At 66.9% G+C, this 24,342-nt stretch carries 29 protein-coding genes and 1 pseudogene; 24 read left to right on the top strand and 6 right to left on the bottom strand.

Annotated features, from left to right (window positions below; genetic code table 11):
• The first annotated feature begins 65 nt into the window (after positions 1-65).
• The 3 genes from VHP37_30830 to VHP37_30820 all read left to right on the top strand — a co-directional run bounded on the left by VHP37_30830 (position 66) and on the right by VHP37_30820 (position 3,037).
• Entirely contained in the window at positions 66-1,106 is a 1,041-nt protein-coding gene (locus tag VHP37_30830; GenBank protein HEX2830770.1) for an ABC transporter substrate-binding protein, read from the top strand.
• A 245-nt stretch (positions 1,107-1,351) separates the two neighbouring features.
• Positions 1,352-2,161 (top strand): ABC transporter ATP-binding protein, encoded by an 810-nt coding sequence (locus VHP37_30825; protein HEX2830769.1) that lies wholly within the window; start codon positions 1,352-1,354, stop codon positions 2,159-2,161.
• A gap of 108 nt (positions 2,162-2,269) precedes the next feature.
• A complete protein-coding gene (locus tag VHP37_30820; protein ID HEX2830768.1) occupies positions 2,270-3,037 on the top strand; it encodes an ABC transporter permease in 768 nt (255 codons plus the stop codon).
• Positions 3,038-3,123: 86 nt separating this feature from the next.
• Here VHP37_30820 and VHP37_30815 read toward each other — a convergent pair.
• A pseudogene (locus tag VHP37_30815) lies at positions 3,124-3,255 on the bottom strand (DUF3096 domain-containing protein).
• Between the two features lie 104 nt (positions 3,256-3,359).
• Between VHP37_30815 and VHP37_30810 the strand changes: the two are divergent.
• The 3 genes from VHP37_30810 to VHP37_30800 all read left to right on the top strand — a co-directional run bounded on the left by VHP37_30810 (position 3,360) and on the right by VHP37_30800 (position 6,341).
• Positions 3,360-3,791 (top strand): CBS domain-containing protein, encoded by a 432-nt coding sequence (locus VHP37_30810; protein ID HEX2830767.1) that lies wholly within the window; start codon positions 3,360-3,362, stop codon positions 3,789-3,791.
• A gap of 120 nt (positions 3,792-3,911) precedes the next feature.
• The gene (locus VHP37_30805; protein HEX2830766.1) at positions 3,912-5,423 is read left to right on the top strand and encodes a hypothetical protein; all 1,512 of its coding nucleotides are present in this window, start codon (positions 3,912-3,914) and stop codon (positions 5,421-5,423) included.
• Positions 5,424-5,510: 87 nt separating this feature from the next.
• Positions 5,511-6,341 carry a class I SAM-dependent methyltransferase gene (locus VHP37_30800; protein HEX2830765.1) on the top strand — a complete coding sequence of 277 codons (831 nt, stop codon included), beginning with the start codon at positions 5,511-5,513 and terminating at the stop codon, positions 6,339-6,341.
• Positions 6,342-6,437: 96 nt separating this feature from the next.
• Here the strand turns inward: VHP37_30800 and VHP37_30795 are convergent, their stop codons facing one another.
• From VHP37_30795 to yjgA, 3 genes are all read right to left on the bottom strand, one after another.
• The gene (locus tag VHP37_30795) at positions 6,438-7,118 is read right to left on the bottom strand and encodes an alpha/beta hydrolase (GenBank protein ID HEX2830764.1); all 681 of its coding nucleotides are present in this window, start codon (positions 7,116-7,118) and stop codon (positions 6,438-6,440) included.
• A gap of 109 nt (positions 7,119-7,227) precedes the next feature.
• Entirely contained in the window at positions 7,228-7,830 is a 603-nt protein-coding gene (mog, locus tag VHP37_30790; protein ID HEX2830763.1) for a molybdopterin adenylyltransferase, read from the bottom strand.
• Positions 7,817-8,317, bottom strand: coding sequence for a ribosome biogenesis factor YjgA (yjgA, locus tag VHP37_30785; GenBank protein HEX2830762.1), 501 nt, complete (start codon positions 8,315-8,317; stop codon positions 7,817-7,819). The genes mog and yjgA overlap by 14 nt, the downstream gene beginning before the upstream one ends.
• 64 nt (positions 8,318-8,381) lie before the next feature.
• Between yjgA and pmbA the strand changes: the two genes are divergently transcribed.
• A complete protein-coding gene (gene pmbA / locus VHP37_30780; GenBank protein ID HEX2830761.1) occupies positions 8,382-9,722 on the top strand; it encodes a metalloprotease PmbA in 1,341 nt (446 codons plus the stop codon).
• Between the two features lie 10 nt (positions 9,723-9,732).
• Here pmbA and VHP37_30775 read toward each other — a convergent pair whose 3' ends face one another.
• Entirely contained in the window at positions 9,733-9,957 is a 225-nt protein-coding gene (locus tag VHP37_30775; GenBank protein ID HEX2830760.1) for a hypothetical protein, read from the bottom strand.
• 121 nt (positions 9,958-10,078) lie between these two features.
• On the opposite strand from VHP37_30775, the gene VHP37_30770 reads away from it, so the two are divergent.
• From VHP37_30770 to VHP37_30695, 16 genes are all read left to right on the top strand, one after another.
• Positions 10,079-11,167 (top strand): TRAP transporter substrate-binding protein, encoded by a 1,089-nt coding sequence (locus VHP37_30770; protein ID HEX2830759.1) that lies wholly within the window; start codon positions 10,079-10,081, stop codon positions 11,165-11,167.
• Positions 11,168-11,227: 60 nt separating this feature from the next.
• Positions 11,228-12,475 (top strand): serine hydroxymethyltransferase, encoded by a 1,248-nt coding sequence (gene glyA, locus VHP37_30765; protein HEX2830758.1) that lies wholly within the window; start codon positions 11,228-11,230, stop codon positions 12,473-12,475.
• 3 nt (positions 12,476-12,478) lie between these two features.
• Positions 12,479-13,024, top strand: coding sequence for a transcriptional regulator NrdR (nrdR, locus tag VHP37_30760; protein ID HEX2830757.1), 546 nt, complete (start codon positions 12,479-12,481; stop codon positions 13,022-13,024).
• Between the two features lie 105 nt (positions 13,025-13,129).
• Positions 13,130-14,215 (top strand): bifunctional diaminohydroxyphosphoribosylaminopyrimidine deaminase/5-amino-6-(5-phosphoribosylamino)uracil reductase RibD, encoded by a 1,086-nt coding sequence (gene ribD / locus VHP37_30755; protein ID HEX2830756.1) that lies wholly within the window; start codon positions 13,130-13,132, stop codon positions 14,213-14,215.
• Positions 14,215-14,808, top strand: a complete 594-nt coding sequence (locus tag VHP37_30750) for a riboflavin synthase (protein HEX2830755.1) — start codon at positions 14,215-14,217, stop codon at positions 14,806-14,808. Before ribD ends, VHP37_30750 begins: the two co-directional genes overlap by 1 nt.
• A 62-nt stretch (positions 14,809-14,870) precedes the next feature.
• Complete coding sequence (locus VHP37_30745; protein ID HEX2830754.1) at positions 14,871-15,101, top strand: hypothetical protein; 231 nt, start codon at positions 14,871-14,873, stop codon at positions 15,099-15,101.
• Between the two features lie 114 nt (positions 15,102-15,215).
• Positions 15,216-16,328, top strand: a complete 1,113-nt coding sequence (gene ribBA, locus VHP37_30740; protein HEX2830753.1) for a bifunctional 3,4-dihydroxy-2-butanone-4-phosphate synthase/GTP cyclohydrolase II — start codon at positions 15,216-15,218, stop codon at positions 16,326-16,328.
• A 3-nt stretch (positions 16,329-16,331) separates the two neighbouring features.
• Positions 16,332-16,802, top strand: coding sequence for a 6,7-dimethyl-8-ribityllumazine synthase (ribH, locus tag VHP37_30735; GenBank protein HEX2830752.1), 471 nt, complete (start codon positions 16,332-16,334; stop codon positions 16,800-16,802).
• A 3-nt stretch (positions 16,803-16,805) separates the two neighbouring features.
• Entirely contained in the window at positions 16,806-17,297 is a 492-nt protein-coding gene (gene nusB, locus VHP37_30730; protein HEX2830751.1) for a transcription antitermination factor NusB, read from the top strand.
• The gene (locus VHP37_30725; protein ID HEX2830750.1) at positions 17,297-17,632 is read left to right on the top strand and encodes a hypothetical protein; all 336 of its coding nucleotides are present in this window, start codon (positions 17,297-17,299) and stop codon (positions 17,630-17,632) included. Before nusB ends, VHP37_30725 begins: the two co-directional genes overlap by 1 nt.
• Before the next feature lie 79 nt (positions 17,633-17,711).
• A complete protein-coding gene (thiL, locus tag VHP37_30720; GenBank protein HEX2830749.1) occupies positions 17,712-18,683 on the top strand; it encodes a thiamine-phosphate kinase in 972 nt (323 codons plus the stop codon).
• Between the two features lie 28 nt (positions 18,684-18,711).
• On the top strand, positions 18,712-19,176 hold the full coding sequence (locus VHP37_30715; GenBank protein ID HEX2830748.1) for a phosphatidylglycerophosphatase A: 465 nt from the start codon (positions 18,712-18,714) through the stop codon (positions 19,174-19,176).
• A 1-nt stretch (position 19,177) separates the two neighbouring features.
• Positions 19,178-19,702, top strand: a complete 525-nt coding sequence (locus VHP37_30710) for a nicotinamide-nucleotide amidohydrolase family protein (GenBank protein HEX2830747.1) — start codon at positions 19,178-19,180, stop codon at positions 19,700-19,702.
• Positions 19,703-19,889: 187 nt separating this feature from the next.
• A complete protein-coding gene (gene recA, locus VHP37_30705) occupies positions 19,890-20,930 on the top strand; it encodes a recombinase RecA (GenBank protein ID HEX2830746.1) in 1,041 nt (346 codons plus the stop codon).
• Positions 20,899-21,387 (top strand): recombination regulator RecX, encoded by a 489-nt coding sequence (gene recX, locus VHP37_30700; GenBank protein ID HEX2830745.1) that lies wholly within the window; start codon positions 20,899-20,901, stop codon positions 21,385-21,387. The genes recA and recX overlap by 32 nt, the downstream gene beginning before the upstream one ends.
• Positions 21,387-22,376, top strand: a complete 990-nt coding sequence (locus VHP37_30695; GenBank protein HEX2830744.1) for a tripartite tricarboxylate transporter substrate binding protein — start codon at positions 21,387-21,389, stop codon at positions 22,374-22,376. The genes recX and VHP37_30695 overlap by 1 nt, the downstream gene beginning before the upstream one ends.
• Here the strand turns inward: VHP37_30695 and VHP37_30690 are convergent.
• The gene (locus VHP37_30690; GenBank protein HEX2830743.1) at positions 22,363-23,439 is read right to left on the bottom strand and encodes a tetratricopeptide repeat protein; all 1,077 of its coding nucleotides are present in this window, start codon (positions 23,437-23,439) and stop codon (positions 22,363-22,365) included. The two genes, VHP37_30695 and VHP37_30690, sit on opposite strands and share 14 nt — an antisense overlap.
• Positions 23,440-23,612: 173 nt before the next feature.
• Here VHP37_30690 and VHP37_30685 point away from each other — a divergent pair, with 173 nt between their 5' ends.
• Complete coding sequence (locus VHP37_30685; protein HEX2830742.1) at positions 23,613-24,329, top strand: hypothetical protein; 717 nt, start codon at positions 23,613-23,615, stop codon at positions 24,327-24,329.
• The last annotated feature ends 13 nt before the right edge of the window (positions 24,330-24,342 follow it).

The following is a 24,342-nucleotide window of genomic DNA, read 5'->3' as shown; positions in this document are numbered from 1 at the left end:
TCGTTCACGCCGAACTGGCGACGGCCGCTCGGCCGCGCTTCCGAACACACACACGAGGAGGATCGATGAAGTTCCTACGTCTGGCGCTGCTGCTCGCCGCGGCGGCGCTCTTCGCCACCGGCGCGCAGGCGCAGTCGCTCGAGAAAAAAAAGATCACGCTCGCGGTCGGGGGAAAAAGCCTGCTCTATTACCTGCCGCTGACGATCGCGGAGCGCAAAGGCTATTTCAAGAGCGAAGGGCTGGACGTCGAGATCGTCGACTTTCCCGGCGGCGCCAAGGCGCTGCAGGCGATGGTCGGCGGCAGCGCGGACATCGTCTCGGGCGCGTACGAGCACACGATCAACATGCAGGCGAAAGGCCAGCCGATCGTCGCCATCGCGCTGCAGGGCCGATACAACGGCATCGTGCTCGGCATCGCCAAATCGAAAGCGGCGAACTACAAGTCGGCGGCCGATCTGAAAGGCATGAAAGTCGGCGTGACCGCGCCGGGATCGAGCACCCACATGGCGGTGCAGAACCTCGCGGTGCGCGCGGGGCTGAAGCCCGACGATTTCGCCGCGATCCTGGTCGGCGCATCGGCGGGCGCGGTCGCGGCGGTGAAGCGCGGCAACGTCGACGCGATCTCCAATCTCGATCCGGTCATCACCAAGCTCGAATCGGAAGGCGACATCGTGATCGTCACCGATACGCGCACCGCCAAGGGCATGAAGGACGTCTACGGCGGCGCCTACCACGCGGGCTGCATCTACGCGCCCGCGGACTGGGTGAAGAAGAACCCGCACACGACGCAGGCGGTCGTCAACGCCATGGTGCGCGCGGTGCTGTGGCTGAAGAGCGCGAGCGTCGACGACGTCATCGCGACCGTGCCCAAGGAGTATTACGGCGCCGACCTCGCGCTGTATCGCGGGTCGCTGCTCAAGAACAAGGAAGGCTATTCCCCCGACGGCAGGTTCTCGATGGAAGGCGCGCAGAACGTCTACAAGGTGCTCAACCAGTTCGTGCCCGAAGTGCAGAAGGCGAAGATCGACCTGGCGGGGACGTTCGACAACTCGTTCGCGGATCGGGCGTTGAAGAAATACGGCGGCGGCGCGACGACCAAGAAGTAACCCAAAAGCGTATTAACCGCAAAGGACGCAAAGGACGCAAAGGAAACCGTCATTGCGAGGAGCGGCAGCGACGAAGCAATCTCGTTGCGAACGAAGAGCCATGCGCCACGGGATCGCCACGTCGCGCTCCTCGCGATGACGGGCTGGGCTTCTGGGCATCGTCGCGGTGAGATTGATTTGTTGCCGGCCTTTCCTTGGCGTCCTTTGCGTCCTTGGCGGTTCAAGCTTTTGATTGTTCGCGACCGATGAGCAACCCGGCCTTAGAGCTCGACAACATCACCGTCACCTTCGCCGCACGCAGCGCGGACACCGCGCCGTACACCGCGGTGCGCGATACCACGCTGGTGGTCGAGCGCGGCGAGTTCGTGTCGGTGGTCGGTCCGACGGGGTGCGGCAAGTCGACGCTGCTCAACGTCGCCGCGGGCTTGCTCGCCCCCTCGGCGGGGCGTGTGACGATCTTCGGCGAACCGCTCGCCGGCCTCAATCGCAACGCGGGTTATCTCTTCCAGGCCGACGCGCTGATGCCGTGGATGTCGGCGCTCGACAACGTCGCGGTCGGTCTGATCTACCGCGGCGCGGCGCGCGACGAAGCGCGCGAGCGCGCGCGAGGCTGGCTCGCTCGCGTCGGCCTCGCTGCGCACGGCCATCGCTATCCGCACCAGCTCTCGGGCGGCATGAAGAAGCGCGTCGCGCTCGCGCAGACGCTGATCATGGATCCGCAGATCCTGCTCATGGACGAGCCGTTCTCGGCGCTCGACATCCAGACGCGCCAGCTCATGGAGAACGAGCTGCTCGAGCTGTGGTCGGCCGACCGCAAGTCGGTCGTCTTCATCACCCACGATCTCGAGGAAGCGATCTCGATGTCCGACCGCGTGGTCGTGCTCTCGGCAGGACCGGCGACGCATCCGATCGGCGAATACCCGATCGACCTGCCGCGGCCGCGCGACGTCGCCGAGATCCGTCTCGCGCCGCGCTTCGTCGAGCTGCATCGGGAGATCTGGCACCGGATGAAGGACGAGGTGATGAAGGGCTACATACAGACGCAAAATGCTTGACGTCGCCGTGCGGCACGAGATCGCCACGCCGGCTTCGCCGGCTCGCGATGACATGACCTGTCATTGCGAGGAGCGCAGCGACGAAGCAATCCCGGAGCGTCCGAAACGATGAAGCTGCGCGTCTATCAGGTTCTGCTGCTCCTCGCGATCTTCGTCGTGTGGTACGCGCTGACCGAGACCAACGTCCTGCCGCCGTTCTTCTTCGGCAAGCCGCTCGTGGTGCTGGAGAAGACGTGGGCGTGGTTCGCGTCGGGAACGATCTACGAGCACCTCGGGGTCACGCTGATCGAGACGCTGCTCGCGTTCGCGATCGGCACGATCCTCGGGCTGCTGGTGGGGCTGTGGCTCGCGCTCTCGCCGACGGCAGCCGCGCTGCTCGATCCCTACGTCAAGGCGGCGAACTCGATGCCGCGCGTGATCCTCGCGCCGATCTTCGCGGTGTGGTTCGGGCTCGGCGTCGCGTCCAAGGTCGCGCTCGGCGTGACGCTCGTCTTTTTCATCGTGTTCTTCAACGTGTACCAGGGCGTGAAGGAAGTGAGCCCGGTCGTGCTCGCGAACGCACGCATGCTCGGCGCGACCTCGCGCGACCTGTTGCGCACAGTGTATCTGCCCTCGGCGACGAGCTGGGTCTTCTCCAGCCTGCACACCTCCGTGGGCATGGCGTTCGTCGGCGCGGTGGTCGGCGAGTATCTCGGCTCAGCGCGCGGCGTCGGCTATCTCATCTCGCAGGCCGAAGCGGTGTTCGACATCAACACGGTGTTCGCGGGGATCCTGGTGCTGACCGCGTTCGCGCTCGTGCTCGACGCCATCGTCACGCTCGCCGAGAAGCGCCTGCTCGTCTGGCGTCCCGCAGCGGGCGAGACCGAGCCGCTCTAGATCCCGGTGGTGTGGCCGACCGGTGTGGTGCTGTGTATCGCGGCCGGCGCGGTGTCGGCCGCGTCGGCGGTGACGCCGGCACGCGGCCCGACCAGGCCGAGGATGCCGATGATGATCAGATACAGCGCGATGATGTAGTTGAGCAGGCGCGGGATGATGAGGATCAATATCCCCGCGATCAGCGCGACGACCGGTCCTATGCTCAGGCTGAAAGCCATTGGGGCCTCCCTGGATGTTGCGGTGTTCCAGAGCATCCTTCGTACCCACCATTGCGGCATTTTTGGGGCTACCATGGCGGCGTCGAAGCATCGGGAGCGGCATTGTGCGCATCCGGGACATCCTGAAAGTGAAGGGCGGCGCGGTCTACAGCGCGGATCCCGACACCCCGCTCGCCGACGCCGTCCGGACCATGGCGGCGCACGACGTGGGTTCGCTGGTCATCATCGAAGGCGGGCGCATGGTCGGCATGCTGACTTTTCGCGAAGTGCTCAACGCTTTCGATGCCTCGGGCGGTCTGGCGAATCTCAAGGCGCGCGACGTGATGGTCGCCGACCCGATCGCAGGCTCCCCGGACGACACCATCGACGACCTGCGCACCCTGATGACCGAGCATCACGTGCGCTACCTGCCGGTCAAGGACGGCGAGGCGCTGGTCGGGGTGGTCTCCTTCCACGACGCCGCGAAGGCGATCATCCGCGAGACCACGCTGGAGAACCGGCTGCTACGCCGCTACATCGAAGCCGACCCCGCTTGAGGACCCGGGCGCCTTGAGCCGAACGCGTTCTTCCCGCGTTTTCAAGACTTTCTCACTGGTTGAGACGCGTGCTCGCGCCTTAGAATCGCAGCGCACTACCACGAGGATTCAGGGGGAACCGTGCTGAAGTGGATCACGGGCGGCAAGCCGGACCATCCGCTGGCCGATCCGAAGCAGGCTCGCGCTCTGCTCGCGGACCTGCCGCCGTACGATGCGGTCAAGGCCGTCGAGGAGATCACGCGCTGGCTCGAATCGCTGCCGGACGCCGAGGGCTTCAAGCTCGACCGCCTCTACGAAATCATCGAGCTCCTGGACGGCGCCGCGCGCGGCCACCACCGCAAGATCCTCACCGACTACCTCACGACGTCGCGCCAGCAGAAGTTCAACGAGAACAAGCTCTGGACCGCCGGCTACCAGTACGCGAGGGCGCTGGGCGCGGCGTATCTCACGTGCGCCCGCCAGTACGAGCAGGGCGCGGCGGGCGCGGCGGCGATCAGGAAGCAGATGCCGGTCATCGTCGCCCGCGCGCTGCGCGCGCTGGGCATGCAGGTGAAGTGGACGATGCTGCGCTACGGCCCGTTCGAGCCGGGACTGTGGACATCGATCGGCGAGCTCTACGGTTACGCGCTGAAGGGCGGCTACGCGCGCTCGATGCTCGCCGTGTATTCGGGCCCGCAGGGCTCGAGCAGCGTCGAGCAGGACTACCTCAAGATCATGATGCTGTGGGCGTCGAGCGCCGACGGGCTGCCGCCGCTCAAGCAGGAGATCGCGGAGCGCACCGCGGTGCTGCTCGCCGACGCGTTCAAGCTGGAGACCGCGCCTTTCGCCGGCGCGATCTATCGTTTCGACCCGGCGCAGAACCGGCCGCCGACGCGCATCTTCCAGGACGCGGCGCCCGGCGCGGTCGCGCACTACTTCGGACCGGGCGCGGCGCCGGCGCGGCTCGCGGAGCTCATCGGCAGCGTCGAGCGCACCGGCAAGCTGCCTGCCGACTTCAACCTCGGCGCGGCTTATTCGGACGAGAGCGTGCTCTCCGTACTGCGCCACCTCGGCGCGTACTGGTCCGACACGCCGCCGGCGCGATTGTCCGAGCGTCGTCCGGCGTCGGCGCGCATCACGGTGGTGCCGGGCTACGCGCAGCTTGTCGACGAGCTGGAAAAGGACGAATCGGACGCGCTGAACTTCAGCGTGAGCGGCGCCGAGAGCTGGATCGTCGAGAACGTGAGCGACGGAGGTTACGGCGCGCTGATGCCCGCGGCCACGACCGATTGGATACGCGTCGGCGAGATCATCGGCGTGCAGCTCGAAGGCAGCGGCGAATGGGGCATAGGCGCGGTGCGCCGCGTCACGCGCGACGAGCAGCGGCAGTACCACGTCGGGATCCAGATGCTCGCGCGCAGCGTGAGGCTCGTGCGCATCGCGCACGCGGCGTCGCGCGATCCGGAGCCGGCGATCCTGCTCTCCGCCGAGGAGGTGCCGACGGCGGAGGTCGGCGTGCTGCTCCGCGCCGGCCGGTTCGACGCCAATCATCAGATCGCGATCCAGCTCAGCGACCGCGACGTGATCATGAACCCGGTCGGGATGATCACCGCGGGCGACGATTTCGACTGGGCTAGCTACTCGCCTGCGTAGGGCGCTGCGATAGAAGCGAGACAAAAGCCGGCGCGGCTTCGGTTATGATGGGACGAACAACCATCTCATCAACCGTTCGGGGATAACATGTCATCGCTTCCGGTTCGCCGCCTAGCCGCAGTCGCGTTCGTCTCGCTGTTCGCCGCCACCGGCCTCGCTCACGCGGGCGAGAAGAAGAAAGCCGAAGAGTTCACGCCCACCGTCGGCCAGGAAGGCAAGGACGTCGTGTGGGTGCCGACGTCGCAGGCGCTGGTCAACCGCATGCTCGACATGGCGAAGCTCACCGCGAGCGACGTTCATTTCGACCTCGGCTCCGGCGACGGCCGCACCGTCATCACCGCCGCCAAGCGCGGCGCCAACGCGACCGGCGTCGAATTCAACCCGAAGATGGTCGAGCTCTCGCGCCGCAACGCGCAGAAGGAAGGCGTCGGCGACAAGGCCAAGTTCATCAACGGCGACATCTTCGAGACCGATTTCTCGAAGGCGACCGTCATCACGCTGTTCCTGCTGCCCGAGCTCAACGTGAGACTGCGCCCGAAGATCCTCGACATGAAGCCCGGCACGCGCGTGGTGTCGAACTCGTTCACGATGGGCGACTGGCAGGCCGACCAGACTCAGAACGCGACCGAAAAGGACGGCTGCCAGTCCTATTGCACCGCGTACCTCTGGATCGTGCCGGCGAAAGTCGAAGGCAAATGGAAGCTGCCGAGCGGCGAGCTCGCGCTCAAGCAGTCGTATCAGAACGTGACCGGCAACCTCGGAGCCGAAGCGGTGAAGGGCTCGCTGCGCGCCGATCACATCACTTTCACCGCGGGCGGCGCGCAGTACACCGCGACGGTGAACGGCAACACGATGACGGGCACGGTGAAGAACGGCAGCAATTCGACGCCGTTTACCGCCACGAAGTCGGGGTCGTAACCCGGCGTTCGTAACGGGATTGCTTCGTCGCTGCGCTCCTCGCAATGACGTCATCGCGAGGCGCCGAAGGCGCCGTGGCGATCCCGTGACGCACGGTTACGCCAGCACTTTCCTCAGCCACGCGCCGATATCGGCGATCTCTTCCAGGCACACCGAGTGCTGCATCGGGTACTCGTGCCATTCGACCGGGTATCCGTGCTGCACGAGTACGTCGCGCGAGCGCGCGCCCATCTCGTGGGGCACGACGTTGTCGTGCGTGCCGTGCGCCATGAAGACCGACGTCGCGGCGTTCGCCGGCGCGCGTTCCTGCTCGAAGCTCTCGGCGAGCGGCAGGTAGGTCGACAGCGCCATCACGCCCGCGATCTTCTTCGAATAGCGCAGGCCTGTCTGCAGCGCGATCGCGCCCCCCTGCGAGAATCCGGCGAGCACGATCTTCCCGGCGCCAATGCCGCGGCCGAGCTCACGGTCGATCAGCGCTTCGATCCCCGCCTGCGACGCGCGCACGCCGCGCTCGTCGGCCTGTTTCGCCTTGCCTTCGAGATCGCCCCACTTGATGTCGTACCACGCGCGCATCACGTAGCCGTTGTTGATCGACACCGGCTGCATCGGTGCGTGCGGAAAGACGAAGCGGATCGGCTTCAGGCCTTCGAGGTCCAGCTCCTGCACGATCGGCACGAAGTCGTTGCCGTCCGCGCCGAGGCCGTGCATCCAGATGACGGCGGCCGCGGGATTGTCGCCGGTGGCGATCTCTATTGATTCGAGTAGTGGTTGGCTCATGGTCTTTTAAAGGCAATTAACCGCCAAGGACGCAAAGGACGCCAAGGAAGGCTAAGCATCGCGAACTCATGACAACGCGACGTTATTTAACCTTTGCGTCCTTTGCGGTTCAAGAAGTTGTTTTGGAGCGTATGGCCGACTTCGGTCTGAATGCTTTCACCACCTCGTCGTTCGTTTCGATATACGGCCCGCCGATGAGGTCGATGCAGTAAGGCACCGCGGCGAATATGCCGGAGACGAGCGATTTGCCTTCGGCGTCTTTCAGGCCTTCCAGCGTTTCCTTGATCGCCTTGGGTTGCCCCGGCAGGTTGATGATGAGCGCCTGCTTGCGGATCACCGCCACCTGGCGCGACAGGATCGCGGTCGGCACGAACTTCAGGCTTACCTGCCGCATCTGCTCGCCGAATCCCGGCATCTCCCTGTCGCCGACGGCGAGCGTCGCTTCGGGCGTCACGTCGCGCAGCGCGGGGCCGGTGCCGCCGGTCGTGAGCACGAGGTGACAGCCTTCGTCGTCGACCAGCGCTTTCAACGCCGCTTCGATCTGCGCTCGCTCGTCGGGGATGAGCCGCGTGACCGTGCGCCACTTCGGCGCCCTGATCGCGCGCCCGAACCATTCTTCGAGCGCCGGTATGCCTTCGTCCCTGTATACGCCCTGCGACGCGCGGTCGCTGATCGACACCAGGCCGATCACCAGTTCTTCATTCGTGCTCATCGTCGTCCCTGATCGTCTCGTTGAGTAGCTGGAACAGCGCACGGAAGCTCTTCGGCGGCTGGCCCGCGGCTCGCTCGCGCTCGGCGTTGCGCACCAGGGTGCGGATGCGCGCCGCGTCGGCGTGCGGGTAGGCCGACATGAGCTCGGTCAGCGCGGTGTCTTCCTCGAGCAGCCGCGCGCGCCATCTTTCGAGCTGGTGCAGGCGCGCGGTCGCTTCGCGCGAAACCATTTTGTACGCGTCGATGCGCTCGCGGATCGGCGCCGGGTCGATGTGGCGCATCAGTTTCCCGATGTACTGCATCTGCCGCCGCCGCGCTTCGTGCTTGCCGTCGAGCCGGCGCGCCTCCATCACCGCGTCGCGCAGGTTTTCCGGCATGTCGATTGCGGACAACTGCTCGTCGTTCAATTCGACGAGCTCGCTGCCGAGGTCCTGCAATGCGTGGCTCTCGCGCTTGCGCTGCGATTTGCTGGTGAGTTCTTCGGTCATCGGGAAAGGGCGCTGCGGTGTCCTGATATGATACGTCACTTCCGAATTTCGACCCCTCCCGCCCATGCCATCTTCACGCTTCTCCTACAGCGCCGATCGCCTGCGCGAGCTCGCGCAAAGCGTGCTCGATCACGCGAGAAAGAACGGCGCGACTTCAGCCGAAACCGAAGTGAGCGAAGGGTTCGGCCAGACGGTGACGGTGCGGCGGGGCGAAGTCGAGACGATCGAGTACAACCGTGACAAAGGCATCGGCGTCACGGTGTACGTCGGGCAGAAGCGGGGGCACGCCAGCAGCTCGGACTTTTCCGGGCAGGCGGTGAAGGACACCGTCGAGGCTGCGCTCTCGATCGCGAAGTTCACCGCGCCGGACGATGCCGCCGGGCTCGCCGACCCCGACCGCCTGGCGAAGGACATCCGCGACCTCGACCTCTGGCACCCGTGGGACCTGCCGGTGGAGCGCGCGATCGAGCTCGCGAAGATCGCCGAGGACGCGGGCTTCGCGGTCGACAAGCGCATCAGCAACACCGAAGGCGCGACGGTCTCGACGCAGGAATCGCAGTTCGTGTACGCGAACTCGCACGGTTTCATGGGCGGCTACCCCAACTCGCGTCACAGCGTGTGGTGCTCGCTGATCGCGGGCAAGAACGACGAGATGCAGCGCGACGACTGGTACGAGACCGCGCGCGATCCGCTGGACCTGGCAAAGCCCGATTCGGTCGGCCGCCGCGCCGGCGAGCGCGCGGTCCAGCGCGTCGGCGCGCGCAAGATCGCGACGATGCAGGCGCCGGTGCTGTTCGAAGCGCCGATCGCGTCGAGCCTGGTCGGTCACTTCGTATCCGCCGTCAGCGGCGGCAGCCTGTATCGCAAGTCGTCCTTCCTGCTGGACAGCGTCGGCAAGCAGGTCTTCTCCAGGCTCGTGAACATCACCGACATCCCCGACGTGCCGAAAGGGCTGGCGAGCAGCCCCTTCGACGAGGAAGGGGTGGCGACGCAGCGGCGCGAGGTCGTCCGGGACGGCGTGGTGCAGGGCTATTTCCTCGGCAGCTACAGCGCGCGCAAGCTGGGGTTGCAGACGACCGGCAACGCCGGCGGCAACCACAACCTCATGCTCGCGCCGACCGGCGAGGATTTCGAGGCGTTGCTGAAGAAGATGGACAAGGGCCTGCTCGTGACCGAGCTCATGGGCCAAGGGGTGAACCCGGTCACCGGCGACTACTCGCGCGGCGCCGCGGGCTACTGGGTGGAGAACGGCAAGATCGCCTACCCGGTACAGGAGATCACGATCGCCGGCAACCTCAAGGACATGTTCCAGGCGATCGTGGCGGCGGGCACCGACGTGAGCCGCCGCGGCTCGCGCCAGTGCGGGTCGATCCTCCTCGAGAGGATGACCATCGCCGGCGACTGACCGGCGTGTATCAGGCGGCGACGGCTGCGGTCGTCGTCTCGCCGCGGCGGGCCAGCTCGCGCTCCAGGGCGTGAGCCTTCATCACGTGCTGGTGCCGCATGTTCTGCAGCCAGGCGTGGTAGCGCTCGCGGCGGTAGCCCCGCACGACGGGTACGTTGTACGAGGCCGCCTTGCGGCGGTGGTACGCTATGCGCGCCTGGAGCAGGCGCGTTTTCAGTTTTTCGAGCACGGTCATAAAACGCGATAGCAAGCGTTGCCGATAGGTGCAAGCAACGGGCCCATAATGATGCCATGAGTCGAGAGGCGATAACCGTGCGAAATCGCACGGAACAGCGCTCGATACGGGAGGAGAACGCATGAAACGACGTGAATTCCTGACACGCGCCGGCGTGGGCGCCGCCGCGACCGCAGTCGCCGCCCCCGCGCTCGCGCAATCGTCCCCGCAGATCCGCTGGCGCATGGCGTCGAGCTTTCCGAAGAGCCTGGACACGCTGTTCGGCACTGCCGAGCAGCTCTCCCAGCGCGTGTCGCGGCTGACCGAGGGCCGCTTCGAGATCCGCGTCTTTGCGGCCGGGGAGATCGTGCCGGCGCTGCAGGTGCTCGACGCGGTGCAGAACGGCACCGTCGAGTGCGGTCAGACCGCCAGCTACTACTACGTCGGGAAGAACCCCGCGCTCGCGTTCGACACCGCCCTGCCGTTCGGCATGAACGCGCGCCAGCAGAACGCGTGGATGTACTACGGCGGGGGTCTCCAGCTCACGCGCGAGATGTTCAGCCATTACAACATCGTCAACTTCCCGTGCGGCAACACCGGCACGCAGATGGCGGGCTGGTACCGCAAGGAGATCAAGACCGTCAACGATCTCAAGGGCTTGAAGATGCGGATCGCCGGCCTCGCCGGGCAGATCCTCGAGAAGCTCGGCGTGGTGCCGCAGCAGATCGGCGGCGCGGACATCTATCCCGCGCTCGAGAAAGGCACGATCGACGCGGCCGAGTGGGTCGGGCCGTACGACGACGAGAAGCTCGGCTTCCACAAGGTCGCCAAATACTATTACTACCCGGGCTGGTGGGAGGGTTCCGCGCAGCTCTCGATCTACGTCAACGCCAAGTCGTGGGCGTCACTCCCGAAGCATTACCAGGAAGCGCTGGAAGTCGCGTGCGCCGAGGCGAACGTCAACATGATGGCGCGCTACGACGCGCGCAACACCGAGGCGCTGAAGAAGCTCGTCGGCGCCGGCGCGCAGCTCCGCGCGTTTCCGCGGCCGGTGATGGAAGCCTGCTACAAGGTCGCGCAGGACCTCTATGCCGGTTTCTCGGCCAAGAGCCCCGAGTTCAAGAAGATCTACGACTCGTGGAACAGCTTCCGCGACAGCCAGTACCTGTGGTTCCGGGTGGCGGAGAATACCTTCGACAACTTCGTCTATTCGGTGAAGAAGGCGAGATGACGCACCGCAGCGGGCGCAGCGGCCATACGCTAGAATGATCCTTTAGGAGCTCGCCCGCCCATGTATTCGCTGAAAGACACCCTCGACGCGCAGGACCCCGAAATCTGGCAGGCGATCGAGCAGGAGTATCGCCGCCAGGAAGAGCACATCGAGCTCATCGCATCGGAGAACTACGCCAGCCCGCGCGTGCTGCACGCCCAGGGCTCGGTGCTCACCAACAAGTACGCCGAAGGCTATCCCGGCAAGCGCTATTACGGCGGCTGCGAGTTCGTCGATATCGCCGAGCAGCTCGCGATCGATCGCGCCAAGCAGCTCTTCGGCGCGGGCTACGCCAACGTCCAGCCGCACTCGGGCGCACAGGCCAACCAGGCGGTGTTCTACGCGACGCTGCATCCCGGCGACACCATCCTCGGCATGTCGCTGGCGCACGGGGGGCACCTGTCCCACGGCGCCGGTATCAACATCAGCGGCCGCTACTTCGACGCGGTGACCTACGGCCTCGATCCCGAGACCGAGGAGATCGACTACGGCGAAGTCGAAGAGCTCGCGCACGTGAAGAAGCCCAAGCTCATCGTCGCCGGCGCTTCCGCGTATTCGCTCGTCATCGACTGGAAGCGCTTCAAGCAGATCGCCGACCGCGTCGGCGCGCTGCTCATGGCGGACATGGCGCATTACGCCGGCCTCGTCGCCGCGGATCTGTATCCGAGCCCGGTCGGCGTCGCGGACTTCGTCACCACGACCACGCACAAGACGCTGCGCGGCCCGCGCGGCGGCATGATCCTCGCCAACGCGGCGCACGAGAAAGTCGTCAACTCGGCGGTGTTCCCCGGCCTGCAGGGCGGCCCGCTCATGCACGTCATCGCGGCCAAGGCGGTGTGCTTCAAGGAAGCGATGTCGCGCGAGTTCAAGGCTTACCAGGAACAGGTGCTCGACAACGCGCGCGTGATGGCGAAGGTGATGCACGAGCGGGGCTTTCGCATCGTGTCGGGCCGCACCGATTGCCACCTCTTCCTCGTCGACCTGCGCAGCAAGAACCTCACGGGCCGCGACGCCGAGGGCGCGCTCGGCAAGGCCAACATCACGGTCAACAAGAACTCGGTGCCGCACGATCCGCAGAAGCCGTTCATCACCAGCGGCATCCGCATCGGCTCGCCGGCGATGACCACGCGCGGCATGAAAGAGCTCGAGGCCGAGCTGCTCGCGAACCTGATCTGCGACGTGCTCGAAGCGCATACCGACGAAGGCGTGATCAGCCGCGTCGGGGGCGAAGTGAAACGGCTGTGCGCGAAGTTCCCGGTCTACGGGTGACCGATGAAATGCCCGTTCTGCAAGTCCACGGATACGCAGGTCATCGACTCCCGGGTGAGCGACGACGGCGAGAGCATCCGGCGGCGCAGGCGGTGCACGAGCTGTAACAAGCGTTTCACCACGTACGAGACCGTCGAGCTGCGCATGCCGCAGGTGGTCAAGCAGGACGGCACGCGCAGCGAGTTCGATCTCGAAAAGCTGCGCACCGGTTTCATGCGCGCTTTGCACAAGCGGCCGGTGCCGACCCACATGGTCGACGACGCGCTCGCCACGATCACCCAGGACGTGCTCGCCCTCGGCGAGCGCGAGATCGGTTCGCGGCGGCTGGGCGAGATGGTCATGCGCGAATTGAAGCGCCTCGACCAGGTCGCCTACATCCGCTTCGCGTCGGTCTACATGAGCTTCCAGGGCGTCGACGACTTCCAGGACGCGATCAAGGAAGTCCAGCAGCCCAGCGCGCCCAAGATCACGTCAAAAGCGAAAGACAAAAGCGCAAACACGGAGGACACGGAGGAACACGGAGGGCACGGAGGAAAACAAGTCACGTAGAGTGTCACCGTCAGCGTCTGTGCGATCGTCCTCCCGTTTCGCTTCCCTCCGTGCCCTCCGTGCGCTTTTCCTCCGTGTCCTCCGTGTTAAAGCTTTTTGATTCGTATGTCAGCTGACCGAGACCGTGTATTCATGGCCCGGGCCCTCGAGCTCGCGGAACGCGGTCTGTACACCACCACCCCCAACCCTCGCGTCGGCTGCGTCATCGTCCGCGACGGCGAGATCGTCGGCGAAGGCTTTCACGAGCGTGCGGGCGAGCCGCACGCCGAGGTCTATGCGCTGCGCGCGGCCGGCGGGCGCGCGGCGGGCGCGACCGCGTACGTCACGCTCGAGCCCTGCTCGCACCACGGACGCACGCCGCCGTGCGCGAACGCGCTGGTCGAAGCGCAGGTCACGCGGGTCGTCGCGGCGATGCAGGACCCGAACCCCGAAGTCGCGGGCCGCGGTCTCCAATCTTTGCGCGCGGCCGGCATCACCGTCGACCTCGGTGTCATGCAGCGCGAGGCGACCGACCTCAACATCGGTTTCGTCACGCGCATGACCAAGGGACGCCCGTGGATACGCATCAAGGTCGCGGCGACGCTCGACGGCAGGACCGCGCTCAACAACGGCATGAGCCAATGGATCACCGGCTCCGACGCGCGCCGCGACGGCCACCGCTGGCGCGCGCGGGCGTGCGCCATCCTCACCGGCATCGGCACGGTGAAGGACGACGACCCGCAGCTCACCGTGCGCGGCGTCGACACGCAGCGCCAGCCGGTGCGCGTCGTCGTCGACAGCCGTCTCGAAGTATCGAAGGAGGCCAAGGTGATCGGGCAGGGCACGATCGTCGCGGCGGCGATCGACGACGCAGCGCGAGCGTCGGCCTTACGCGAGCGCGGCTGTGAAGTCATCGTGCTGCCGAATGCGCGCGGCAAGGTGGATCTTGCGGCGCTCTTTCGCGAGCTCGGCCGACGCGGCATGAACGAGGTGCATGTCGAGGCGGGCTGGAAGCTGAACGGCTCGCTCGTGCGTGAAGGGCTCGCCGACGAGCTCCTCGTATACCTGGCGCCGAAGCTCGTCGGGCACACGGCGCACGGCATGTTCGACCTGCCGGAGCTCGGCGATCTGGCGGACAGCCGCGCGCTCGAGTTCGGCGATATCGCGCGGATCGGCGACGACCTGCGGGTACTGGCAAGGATGAAAGGCTGATGTTCACGGGGATCGTCGCGGCGGTGGGCCGCATCGCGGACGCAAAACCGGCCGGGGGCGGACTGCGGCTCGCGATAGACGCCGGCACGCTGCCGCTCGACGACGTCGCGCTCGGCGACAGCATCGCGGTCGACGGGGTGTGTCTCACCGTCGTCGCGTTCGACGCGTCGTCGTTCGAGGTGGACGTGTCGCAGGAGACGATCGCGTGCGTCGCGGGCTTCACGGCCGGCCGCCGCGTCAACCTCGAAAAAGCGCTGCGCCTCGCCGACCGACTCGGCGGCCATCTCGTCAGCGGCCACGTCGACGGCGTGGGCACCGTGGAGCGCGTCCAAGCGCTCGGCGACAACACGCTGATCGAGATCACGGTGCCGCAGGAGCTCGCCCGCTACATCGCGCGCAAAGGCTCGGTCGCGGTCGACGGCGCGAGCCTCACGGTGAACAGCGTGAGCGATTGCACCTTTTCGGTGAATCTCATTCCGCACACCCTCGCCAACACCAACTTCTCGGCTCTGCGGCCCGGGTCGCGCGTGAACATCGAGATCGATCTCATCGCGCGCTACGTCGAGCGCATGTTCGGGACCGTACGACCGTAGACGCTGCGCACGCCTCACGGCAAAATCCCCGCAGACCAAAAATAGAAAAGCAGGGGACGGGGATGACGTGGGAGTTCATCACGAAAGCGGTGCGCAGCGCGAACGCGGTGTCGTGGGAATGGGAGTGGCGCAATACCCCGGAAGACGGTCCGACGAACGCCTCCGTGCGCACTTTCGCGAGCTTCAGGGAATGCGTCGCCGATGCGCGGGCGCACGGCTTCACCGGCGAAGCAGAGCCCGGCGAAGCGGGCACGCTCTTCCAGCGGCCGGAATCGCGGTTCAACTGGTACTGAAGCTCGCACCGCCGGTCGGCGAGCCCGCCCGGCGGCTATAATCCCGCCTTTCTTCACGAGCCTTCCGCACCGAGCCGGGAGGCGCGTCTATCCCCGTCCTCCTTTCCATCCATCGTGAACACCGCACGCGTTGAATCCGCCATCAGCTCCGTCGACGAGATCGTCGCGGAGCTCAAGTGCGGCCGCATGGTCGTGCTCGTCGACGAGGAGGACCGCGAGAACGAGGGCGACCTCGTCATCGCCGCCGAGTTCGCCACGCCCGAGACGGTCAACTTCATGGCGCGCTACGGCCGCGGCCTGATCTGCCTCACCCTCACCGAGGACCGTTGCCGGCAGCTCAACCTCGCGCCCATGGTGTCGAACAACCGCTCGCCGCTGGGCACGAACTTCACCGTATCGATCGAAGCCGCAGAAGGCGTCACGACGGGTATCTCCGCCGCGGATCGCGCGCGGACGATACAGGCCGCGATACGCGCCGACGCGAGCCCGACCGACATCGTGCAGCCCGGCCATATCTTCCCGCTGACCGCGCAGGACGGCGGCGTGCTCGTGCGGGCGGGGCATACCGAGGCGGGGTGCGACCTCGCGCGCCTCGCGGGCCTGACGCCCGCGGCGGTCATCTGCGAGATCCTGAAAGACGACGGCGAGATGGCGCGCCTGCCCGATCTCGTGGGCTTTGCCGCGACGCACGGCCTCAAGATCGGCACGATCACCGATCTCATCCAGTATCGCAGCCGCACCGAATCCCTGATCAAACGCGCCGCCGAGCGCGACATCGACACCGTGCACGGCGCGTTCCGGCTGGTCGCGTACACCGACCGCATCGGCTCCGAGACCCATCTCGCGCTCGTCAGGGGCGAGATCGCGCCGCAGAAGGAAGTGCTCGTGCGCGTGCACGAGCCGGTGTCGCTGATCGACCTGCTCGACGCGGGCGGCACCAGCCATTCGTGGAACTTCCACGACGCGCTGAAGACGATCGCGGCCGCCGATTGCGGCGTGATCGTGCTCCTGCACCGCGAGGAAAGCGGCGCCGAGCTCCTCGAGCGCGCGCGGCCGCGCAGCGACGCGCCGCCGGCCAAGATCGCGCTGCGCAACTACGGCATCGGCGCGCAGATCCTGCGCGACCTGAAGGTCAAGAGGATGCGGCTGCTCGCGCTGCCGCGGCGCATGCCGAGCATGGCCGGATTCGACCTCGAGGTCGTCGGCTACCTGCAACCTTCCGAATAGAACATGGCCCGTTACGACGACATCGAAGAGATCGAGCCGAACCACGACGGCACCGGCTTACGCGTCGGCATCGTCATGAGCCGCTTCAACCCCGACGTCGGGGAGGGGCTGCTCTCGAGCTGCACCGCGGCGCTGGCGAAGCACGGCGTGTCGCGGTCGAACATGATCATCGCGACCGTGCCCGGCGCGCTCGAATCTCCGCTCGTGCTGCAGAAGATGGCTCAGACCGGCAAATACGACGCGCTGATCGCGCTGGGCGCGGTGATCCGCGGCGAGACGTATCACTTCGAGATCGTGTCCAACGAAATGGCGAGCGGCATCTCGTCGGTGCAGCTCGAGACCGGCGTGCCGATTGCAAACGGAATCCTCACCACCGAGAACGACGACCAGGCGCTCGCGCGCATGACCGAAAAAGGCGCGGACTGCGCGCTGGCCGCGATCGAGATGGCGAATCTGCTGAAACGGTTTGACTGAGAAGTGCAAGACAACGGTAAACAGAAACGGCGCGACAATCCGCCGAAGAAAAGTCCGCGCCGCCGCTCGCGCGAGCTCGCGCTGCAGGGGCTGTACCAGTGGCAGCTCACGGGCAAGGACACGGTATTGATCGCGACCGAGCTCGCGGAGACCGAGGAATTCGGCAAGGCCGACGTGCCGTACTTCCGCACGCTGCTCAACGGCGCGATCGAGCGCGCGGGCGAGCTCGACGCGGCGATGACGCCGTTTCTCGACCGCGCGACGAGCGAGCTCTCGCCGATCGAGCGCGGCGTCCTGCTCATCTCGGGCTACGAGCTCATGAACGAGCTCGAAGTGCCGTATCGCGTGGTGATCAACGAAGGCATCGAGCTCGCCAAGGCGTACGGCGGCACCGACGGCCACAAGTACGTGAACGGCGTGCTCGACAAGCTCGCGGCGCGCTTTCGCGAGATCGAGGTGACCGCCGACCGCGGCACTGCGAGGAGAGGCGCCTGATGCCCGTCCGGATCAATCCGAACCTCGATCCCGTCCGGCTTCGGAAGCGCGTGCTGCTCTTTTATTTCGCCGCGGGCATCAACCTGCTGATGGCGCTCTGGGTCGGCTCTGTCGGCGGCAGCAGCGGTCAGGCGAGCGGCGGCACGGTCACCCTCATCACGCTCGTCTTCATCGGCTTCGCCGGGTTGAATTACTACATGGCGCGCAAGCTTCAGAAGTACTTGCGGCGGCTGGTGGCGGAGCGGCCGGCGGTGCCGGCCGGCGAACAAAAAGTGACGGATGGTGCGGTGACGGGTAGTGCGGTGACGGATGATGCGGTGACGAAAGACCGGTGACACCCTACCGCTTCACTCGTCACCGCTTGTTCCGTCACTGCTTCATCCGTCACCGTTTCATCCGTCACCTCTTCGACGAATGACCGAATTCGAGCTCATCCGCCGGTATTTCACCCATCCCGCGCGCGGGGCGACGCTGGGCGTCGGCGACGACGCCGCACTATTGAGGCTGTCGCCGCGCACCGAGCTCGTGGTCTCCGCCGACATGCTCGTCGAAGGCCGGCACTTCTTCGCGGGCGCCGATCCGCAGCGGCTCGGTCACAAGGCCCTCGCGGTGAATCTGTCCGACCTCGCCGCGATGGGCGCGAAGCCGCGCTGGGTGACGCTCGCGCTCGCGCTGCCCAGGGCGGACGAGAAGTGGCTCGCCGGTTTCTCGCGCGGGTTCATGGCGCTCGCGAAACGCCACTCGGTCTCGCTCGTCGGCGGCGACACCACCAGGGGCCCGCTCAACATCGCGGTGCAGATCATGGGCGAAGTGCCGCGAGGCAAGGCGCTGCGGCGCGACGGCGCGAAAGTCGGCGACGACGTCTGGGTCTCCGGCTATCTCGGCGAAGCCGCGATGGCGCTCGACGTCCTCAAAGGCAGGAACGCACGCAAGGTCTCGCCCGCCGACCGCAAGGCGCTCGAAGCGCGCCTGCACGAGCCCACGCCGCGCGTCGCGCTCGGTACGGCGCTGCGCGGCACCGCGCACAGCGCGATCGACATTTCCGACGGTCTCGTCGCGGACCTCGGGCACATCTGCGAGCGTTCGATCGTCGCCGCCGAGATCGAGTGGGAAGCGGTGCCGGCCCTGCCGCTCGTGCGCGCGTACGCGCAGACCGACCGCGGCGCGCGGGCGCTGCTGGCCGGCGGCGACGACTACGAGCTCTGCTTCACCGCCTCGCCGAGGCAGCGCGCGGCCGTGACCGCGGCGGCGGCCCGCGCGCGCGTCCACGTCACGATGGTCGGCCGCATCGTCCGCAAGACGGGCCGTGCGCCGCTCGTGCTGGTACGCGACTCGGTCGGCAAGCCCATGAGCGTGCCCGCGCGGGGGTTCGACCATTTCCGCTGACGCGGCGTCCGCGCCGAGCCTGCGCTTCGTGCTGCGCCATCCCGCGCATTTCATTGCGACCAGCGCCGGCGTCGGCCTCATCCCCTTCGCGCCGGGTACGTTCGGCACCCTCGTCGCGCTGCCCATCTTCTGGCTCGCCGGTCCGCGCTTCATCGACGAGCCGGCGGTCTATCTCGGCGCGGTCGCGGTGCTGTTCGCGCTCGGCGTGTGGGCGTGCGAAGTCACCGGCCGCAACCTGGGAGCGCCCGATCACGGCTCGATGGTGTGGGACGAGACCGTGGCGTTCCTTCTTGTACTGTTCTTCACGCCGGTTTACAGTTACTGGCAGGCCGCGGCGTTCGTGCTGTTCCGGCTTTTCGACATCACGAAGCCGCCGCCGATTCGCTACTATGAGCGCACCTTCAAAGGAGGCCTGGGCGTGATGATCGACGACCTCATGGCGGCGGGCTACACGCTGCTTGTGCTGGCGCTCGCGCGCGCGGTGGTGAGCTGAGATGGCCGAGCAGCTCTACGAGCTCGCCGAGCGCGTCGGCCAGGCGCTGAAAGCGCGCGGCCTGATGCTCGTCACGGCCGAATCGTGCACCGGCGGCTGGGTCGCCGAAGCGGTGACCATGGTGCCCGGCAGCTCCGAGTGGTTCGAGCGGGGCTTCGTCACCTACACCTATATCTCGAAGCGCGAGATGCTCGGCGTCTCGGTGCTGACGCTCGAGCGGCAGGGCGCGGTGTCCGAACGCTGCGTGCGCGAGATGGCCGAAGGCGCGCTGCGCGAGAGCCATGCCCAGGTCGCGGTCGCCGTGAGCGGCACCGCAGGGCCGGGCGGCGGCACGCCGCAGAAGCCGGTCGGGACGGTGTGCTTCGCGTGGGGACTGAAGAACGGCACCGTGTACACCGAGGTCAAGCACCTCCCGGGCGATCGCGAGGCGGTGCGCCGGCAGGCGGTGATCAACGCGCTCGAAGGCGTGCTCGCGATCGTCGAGGCGCTGCCGGCGAACCTCACGCACGTCGATCCCGCGGCCTGAAAGCGCATCCGAGATCCGCAGGCTCACGCCATGAGCCACACGCCCGATAGAGTGGCTGCATGCGACGGCGATTACGCCCGGCAGTCTAGGCGTCAGCCGCGGCGGCTTTCGGGCGTTACTGGAAATATATCCAGTAGTCATACCGGATTTGTGCGATAATTTTCACGGACCAACTCGAGGATTTCCCATGGACGACAACAGGACCAAGGCCCTTACGGCGGCGCTCTCTCAGATCGAGAAACAGTTCGGCAAAGGCTCGATCATGCGGCTCGGGGAATCGGACGTCGCGCGCGACATCCAGGTGGTCTCCACCGGCTCGCTGGGTCTCGACATCGCGCTCGGCATCGGCGGCCTGCCGCGCGGCCGGGTGGTCGAGATCTACGGCCCCGAATCCTCGGGGAAGACGACGCTGACGCTCTCGGTGATCGCCGAGATGCAGAAGATGGGCGGCACCGCGGCCTTCATCGACGCCGAGCACGCGCTCGATCCGCAGTACGCCGGCAAGCTCGGCGTCGACGTCGAGCAGCTCCTCATCTCCCAGCCGGACAACGGCGAGCAGGCGCTGGAGATCGCCGACATGCTGGTGCGCTCGGGCTCGGTGGACGTGGTCGTGGTCGACTCGGTCGCGGCGCTGGTCCCCAAGGCCGAGATCGAAGGCGAGATGGGCGAGCCCCAGATGGGCCTCCAGGCGCGCCTCATGTCGCAGGCGCTGCGCAAGCTCACCGCGAACATCAAGCGCTCGAACACGCTGGTCATCTTCATCAACCAGATCCGCATGAAGATCGGCGTCATGTTCGGCAACCCCGAGACCACCACCGGCGGCAACGCGCTCAAGTTCTACGCGTCGGTGCGCATCGACATCCGCCGCATCGGGGCGATCAAGAAAGGCGAGGAAGTCATCGGCTCCGAGACTCGCGCCAAGGTGGTGAAGAACAAGGTCGCGCCGCCGTTCCGCAACGCGGAGTTCGACATCCTCTATGGCGAAGGCATCTCGCGCGAAGGCGAGATCATCGAGCTCGGCGTGCTTCACCGCCTCGTCGAGAAATCGGGCGCCTGGTACAGCTACGGCAAGGAACGCATCGGCCAGGGCAAGGACAATGTCCGCGAGTACCTGAGAGAGCACCCCGAAACCGCGCAGGAGATCGAAGGCAAGATCCGCGCAATCCTCGGCGTCGGCACGACCGCGGCGGCCAGCGGTGCAGTCGCAGCCGAAGTCGAAGAAGCGTAGCGACGACACGCCGGCCGCGCGGGCGCTCAGGCTGCTCGCGCGGCGCGAGCACACGCGCCGCGAGCTCGAGCAGAAGCTCAAGCCCCACGTCGAGGATCCGGCCGAGCTCGCCCGCGTCCTCGACGATTTCACGGCCCGGGGCTGGCTGTCCGAGGCGCGCGCGGCCGAGCAGCTCGTGCGCGCGAAGCGCGGGCGCTTCGGCGCCGCGCGCATCCGGCAGGCACTCACCGACAAAGGCGTCCCGCACGAACTCATCGCGGGCCAGCTCGAAGCGCTGAAATCGAGCGAGCTCGACACCGCGCGCGCGGTCTGGGCGCGCAAGTTCAAGACCGCGCCGGCCGATCAGGCCGAACGCGCGCGGCACGTCCGTTTCCTGCAGGCGAGGGGTTTCAGTGTCGAGATCGCCATGCGCGTGGTGCGCGGGGCCGGCGCGGACGATGCAGGAGAGGATTCGTGATGCAAAAGAAACTGTTCAACCGGTTTGCGGCCGTGCTGTGCGCCGCGGCAGCCGCGTGTGCGGCGGTCGGGGCGGGCGCGGCGCAGCGCGACTATCCGGCGAAACCGATCCGGTTGCTCGTGCCTTTCACGCCCGGCGGCTCGCAGGACGTCACGGCGCGGCTCGTGTCGGCGCCGGTGCAGCAGGCGCTGGGCACCAACATCGTCGTCGACAACCGTCCGGGCTCCGGAGGGCTCATCGCCACCCAGGAAGGCGCGCGCGCCACGCCGGACGGTCACACGCTGGTGCTGTCGACCGGCGCGCAGATGGCGATTTTCCCGGCGCTGCACGACAAGCCGGGCTACGACCCGATCAAGAGCTTCGTGCACATCGTGCACCTCACCGACACGCCGCTCGTGCTCGTGGTGCATCCGGGCGTGCCGGTGGCGAACGTGAAGGAATTCGTCGCCTACACCCACGCCAACAAGGGCAAGGTCAACGTCGCCTCGACCGGCAACGGCACGTACACCCATCTCACGATCGAGCTGTTCAAGCAGATCACGCACGCCGACGTGACGCACGTGCCCTACAAGGGCGCCGCGCCGGCGATGAACGATCTGCTGTCCCGGCAGATCCACGGCCTCTTCACGTCCACCGCCTCGGCGCAGCCGCAGATCGCCGCGGGGCGCCTGAAGCCGCTCGCGGTGACCGCGCCGAAGCGCTCGGCCGCGCTGCCGGACGTTCCCACGTTCAACGAAGCCGGCGTGCGCAACCTGGAAGTTTCGGTCTGGGTCGGCATCTCGGCGCCCGCGGGCGTGCCGCAGCCGATCGTCGACCGCCTCGCGCGCGAATACGCCAAGGCGCTGCAGCAGCCCGAAGTCCGCGAGCGCCTGCTCGCGCTCGGTGCGGAGCCCAGCGGCGAATCGGGCGCCGCGTTCACGCGCATGGTGCGCGACGACGTCGCGCGCTGGGCGAAGATCGTGAAGGCCGCGGGCGTCAGGCTGGAGTAGCTCGCCGCGGTGCTCCGGCAACCAGCGCGAGCAGGCGCTCGGCATCGTTCGGCACGAGGTTGAGCAGGGCCGCCTTGTCGCCCTGCTCGAGCACGCCGTAATCGATCGCCATGAATTCCTCGACGATCGCGTCGTGCTGTTCCGCGAGCACGCGCGACGCGGGATCCAGCCCGCGCACGACGCACAGGCCGGTGGGAGCGGCGGCTACCGTCGAGATCGTCAGCTCCGGCCGGTATTTCTTGAGGATCAGCACCAGCCGCCACACGTCGCCGCTCCAGAACACGGTGCGTTGCTCGCGCTCCGCCGTCTCGCGGGTGAGCGGATAGCAATCGTGCAGCAGGATCGTCGAGTCGCGCGTCGAATTGCGCTCGATGTTGATGAAGTCGCGCAACGCCTGCTCGAACACGTGCGCGCCGTCGATGAAGGCGAGCTCGACAGGACCGCCGACGTCGCTCTGCACGTCGCGCGTTGCGAAATACTCGTCGCTCGGCATCGCGAACACCTGCGCGCTCGGCGGCAGAGGCCGCGCGATCCGCGGCGCCGGATCGATGCCGACCACGCGCGTCGCCGGCAGCACCCGCTCGAGGGATCGTCCGCTCGCGATGCCGATCTCGACGTAGGTGTGCGGCGCCAGCGCCCGGTGGATCTCGCCCAGCAGCGCGGTGTACGGCGGGCCGGGCAGATCGATCGAGGCGAGCAGGTAGTGCGTCTCCTTGTGCAGCGGATCGAGCGCTAGCGCCTGTTCGCACAGCGCCCGCGCGGCCGCGGCCTCGCCGAGCGCGAGCTGCATTGCGGCGGCCTGATATCTGAAGAGCGCACGATCCGGATCGAGCACGATCGCACGCTCGAAGTAACGCAGCGCCTCCGCGTGCGCGCCGAGGCGAAATTGCGCGAGGCCGGCGTAGAAATGGCACTCGGCATGTCGCGGCGCTTTCCGGACGGCCTCGGCGAGCAGGTCGGCCGCGCGTCGAGACTGACCGTCGTCGAGCGCGCGCACCGCCGACTCGAGCACTTTGTGCGGCGATCGCGAGCGCCACAGCCCTTTCAGCAGCGCGATCAGCATGCGCGAGCCGCGGCGCCGCGCCCCGCATCGATTCGCAGCGCGCGTGTTCTACAATCGAAAATCCTGTTTTTTTCCATACCGTTCCGTGCCGCAGGCCCCAAGACCGCACCCGTGAAATCATCGCATAGACGCCGCAAGCGCAGACATACGCATCGCGCGCTCGGCCTTTTCGGATGAGCCTGCTCGCGAAGCTGGTCGGCGAGCTCAGGTCGAAACGCACCGAATCGCAGCCGGGCCTGCGCGAGATTTTCATGCGCGCGCACGGCATCCATAAGTGGCGGCACTATTTCGAGATTTACGAGCGCTTCCTCGAGCGCTTTCGCGGGCAGCCGGTCACCATGCTCGAGATCGGCGTCGGAGAAGGCGGCTCGCTCGCGATGTGGGAAGAGTATCTCGGCCCGTCCGCCGTGATCTGCGGCATGGACGTCAATCCGGACGCCGCACGGCTCGCGCGCGGCGACCGCCGCATCTTCATCGGCGACCAGGCCGACGCCGGTTTCCTGCGCCGCGTGCGCGATGAGCTCGGTGCAGTGGACGTCGTCCTCGATGACGGCGGCCATACGATGTCACAGCAGGTGACGACGTTCGAAGCGCTGTATCCGATCACACGACACCTGTACGTCGTCGAAGACACCCACACGAGCTACTCGCCGGACTTTCAGGATCGGCCGGAGGGCACGTTCATCGAATACGCCAAGGACAGGATCGACGCGCTGTACGAGTGGTACCGCTCGCCCGGCGGGTATCGGCAATATCGGGTCCCGCAGGAGGCGGCTCGACCCGTCGAGGTGTCGGAATTCTGCTCGACCACGCTCGGCGTACATTTCTACGATTCGGTCGTGGTTTTCGAGAAAGGGGCGAAGTCGCCGCCGGTGAGCGAACGGCGGTAGTTCGCCGCAGCGG

It is taken from the genome of Burkholderiales bacterium, from assembly GCA_036262035.1.
In the GTDB taxonomy this organism is placed as follows: Bacteria; Pseudomonadota; Gammaproteobacteria; order Burkholderiales; family SG8-41; genus JAQGMV01.
This window is presented reverse-complemented; position numbering and strand designations above follow the sequence as displayed.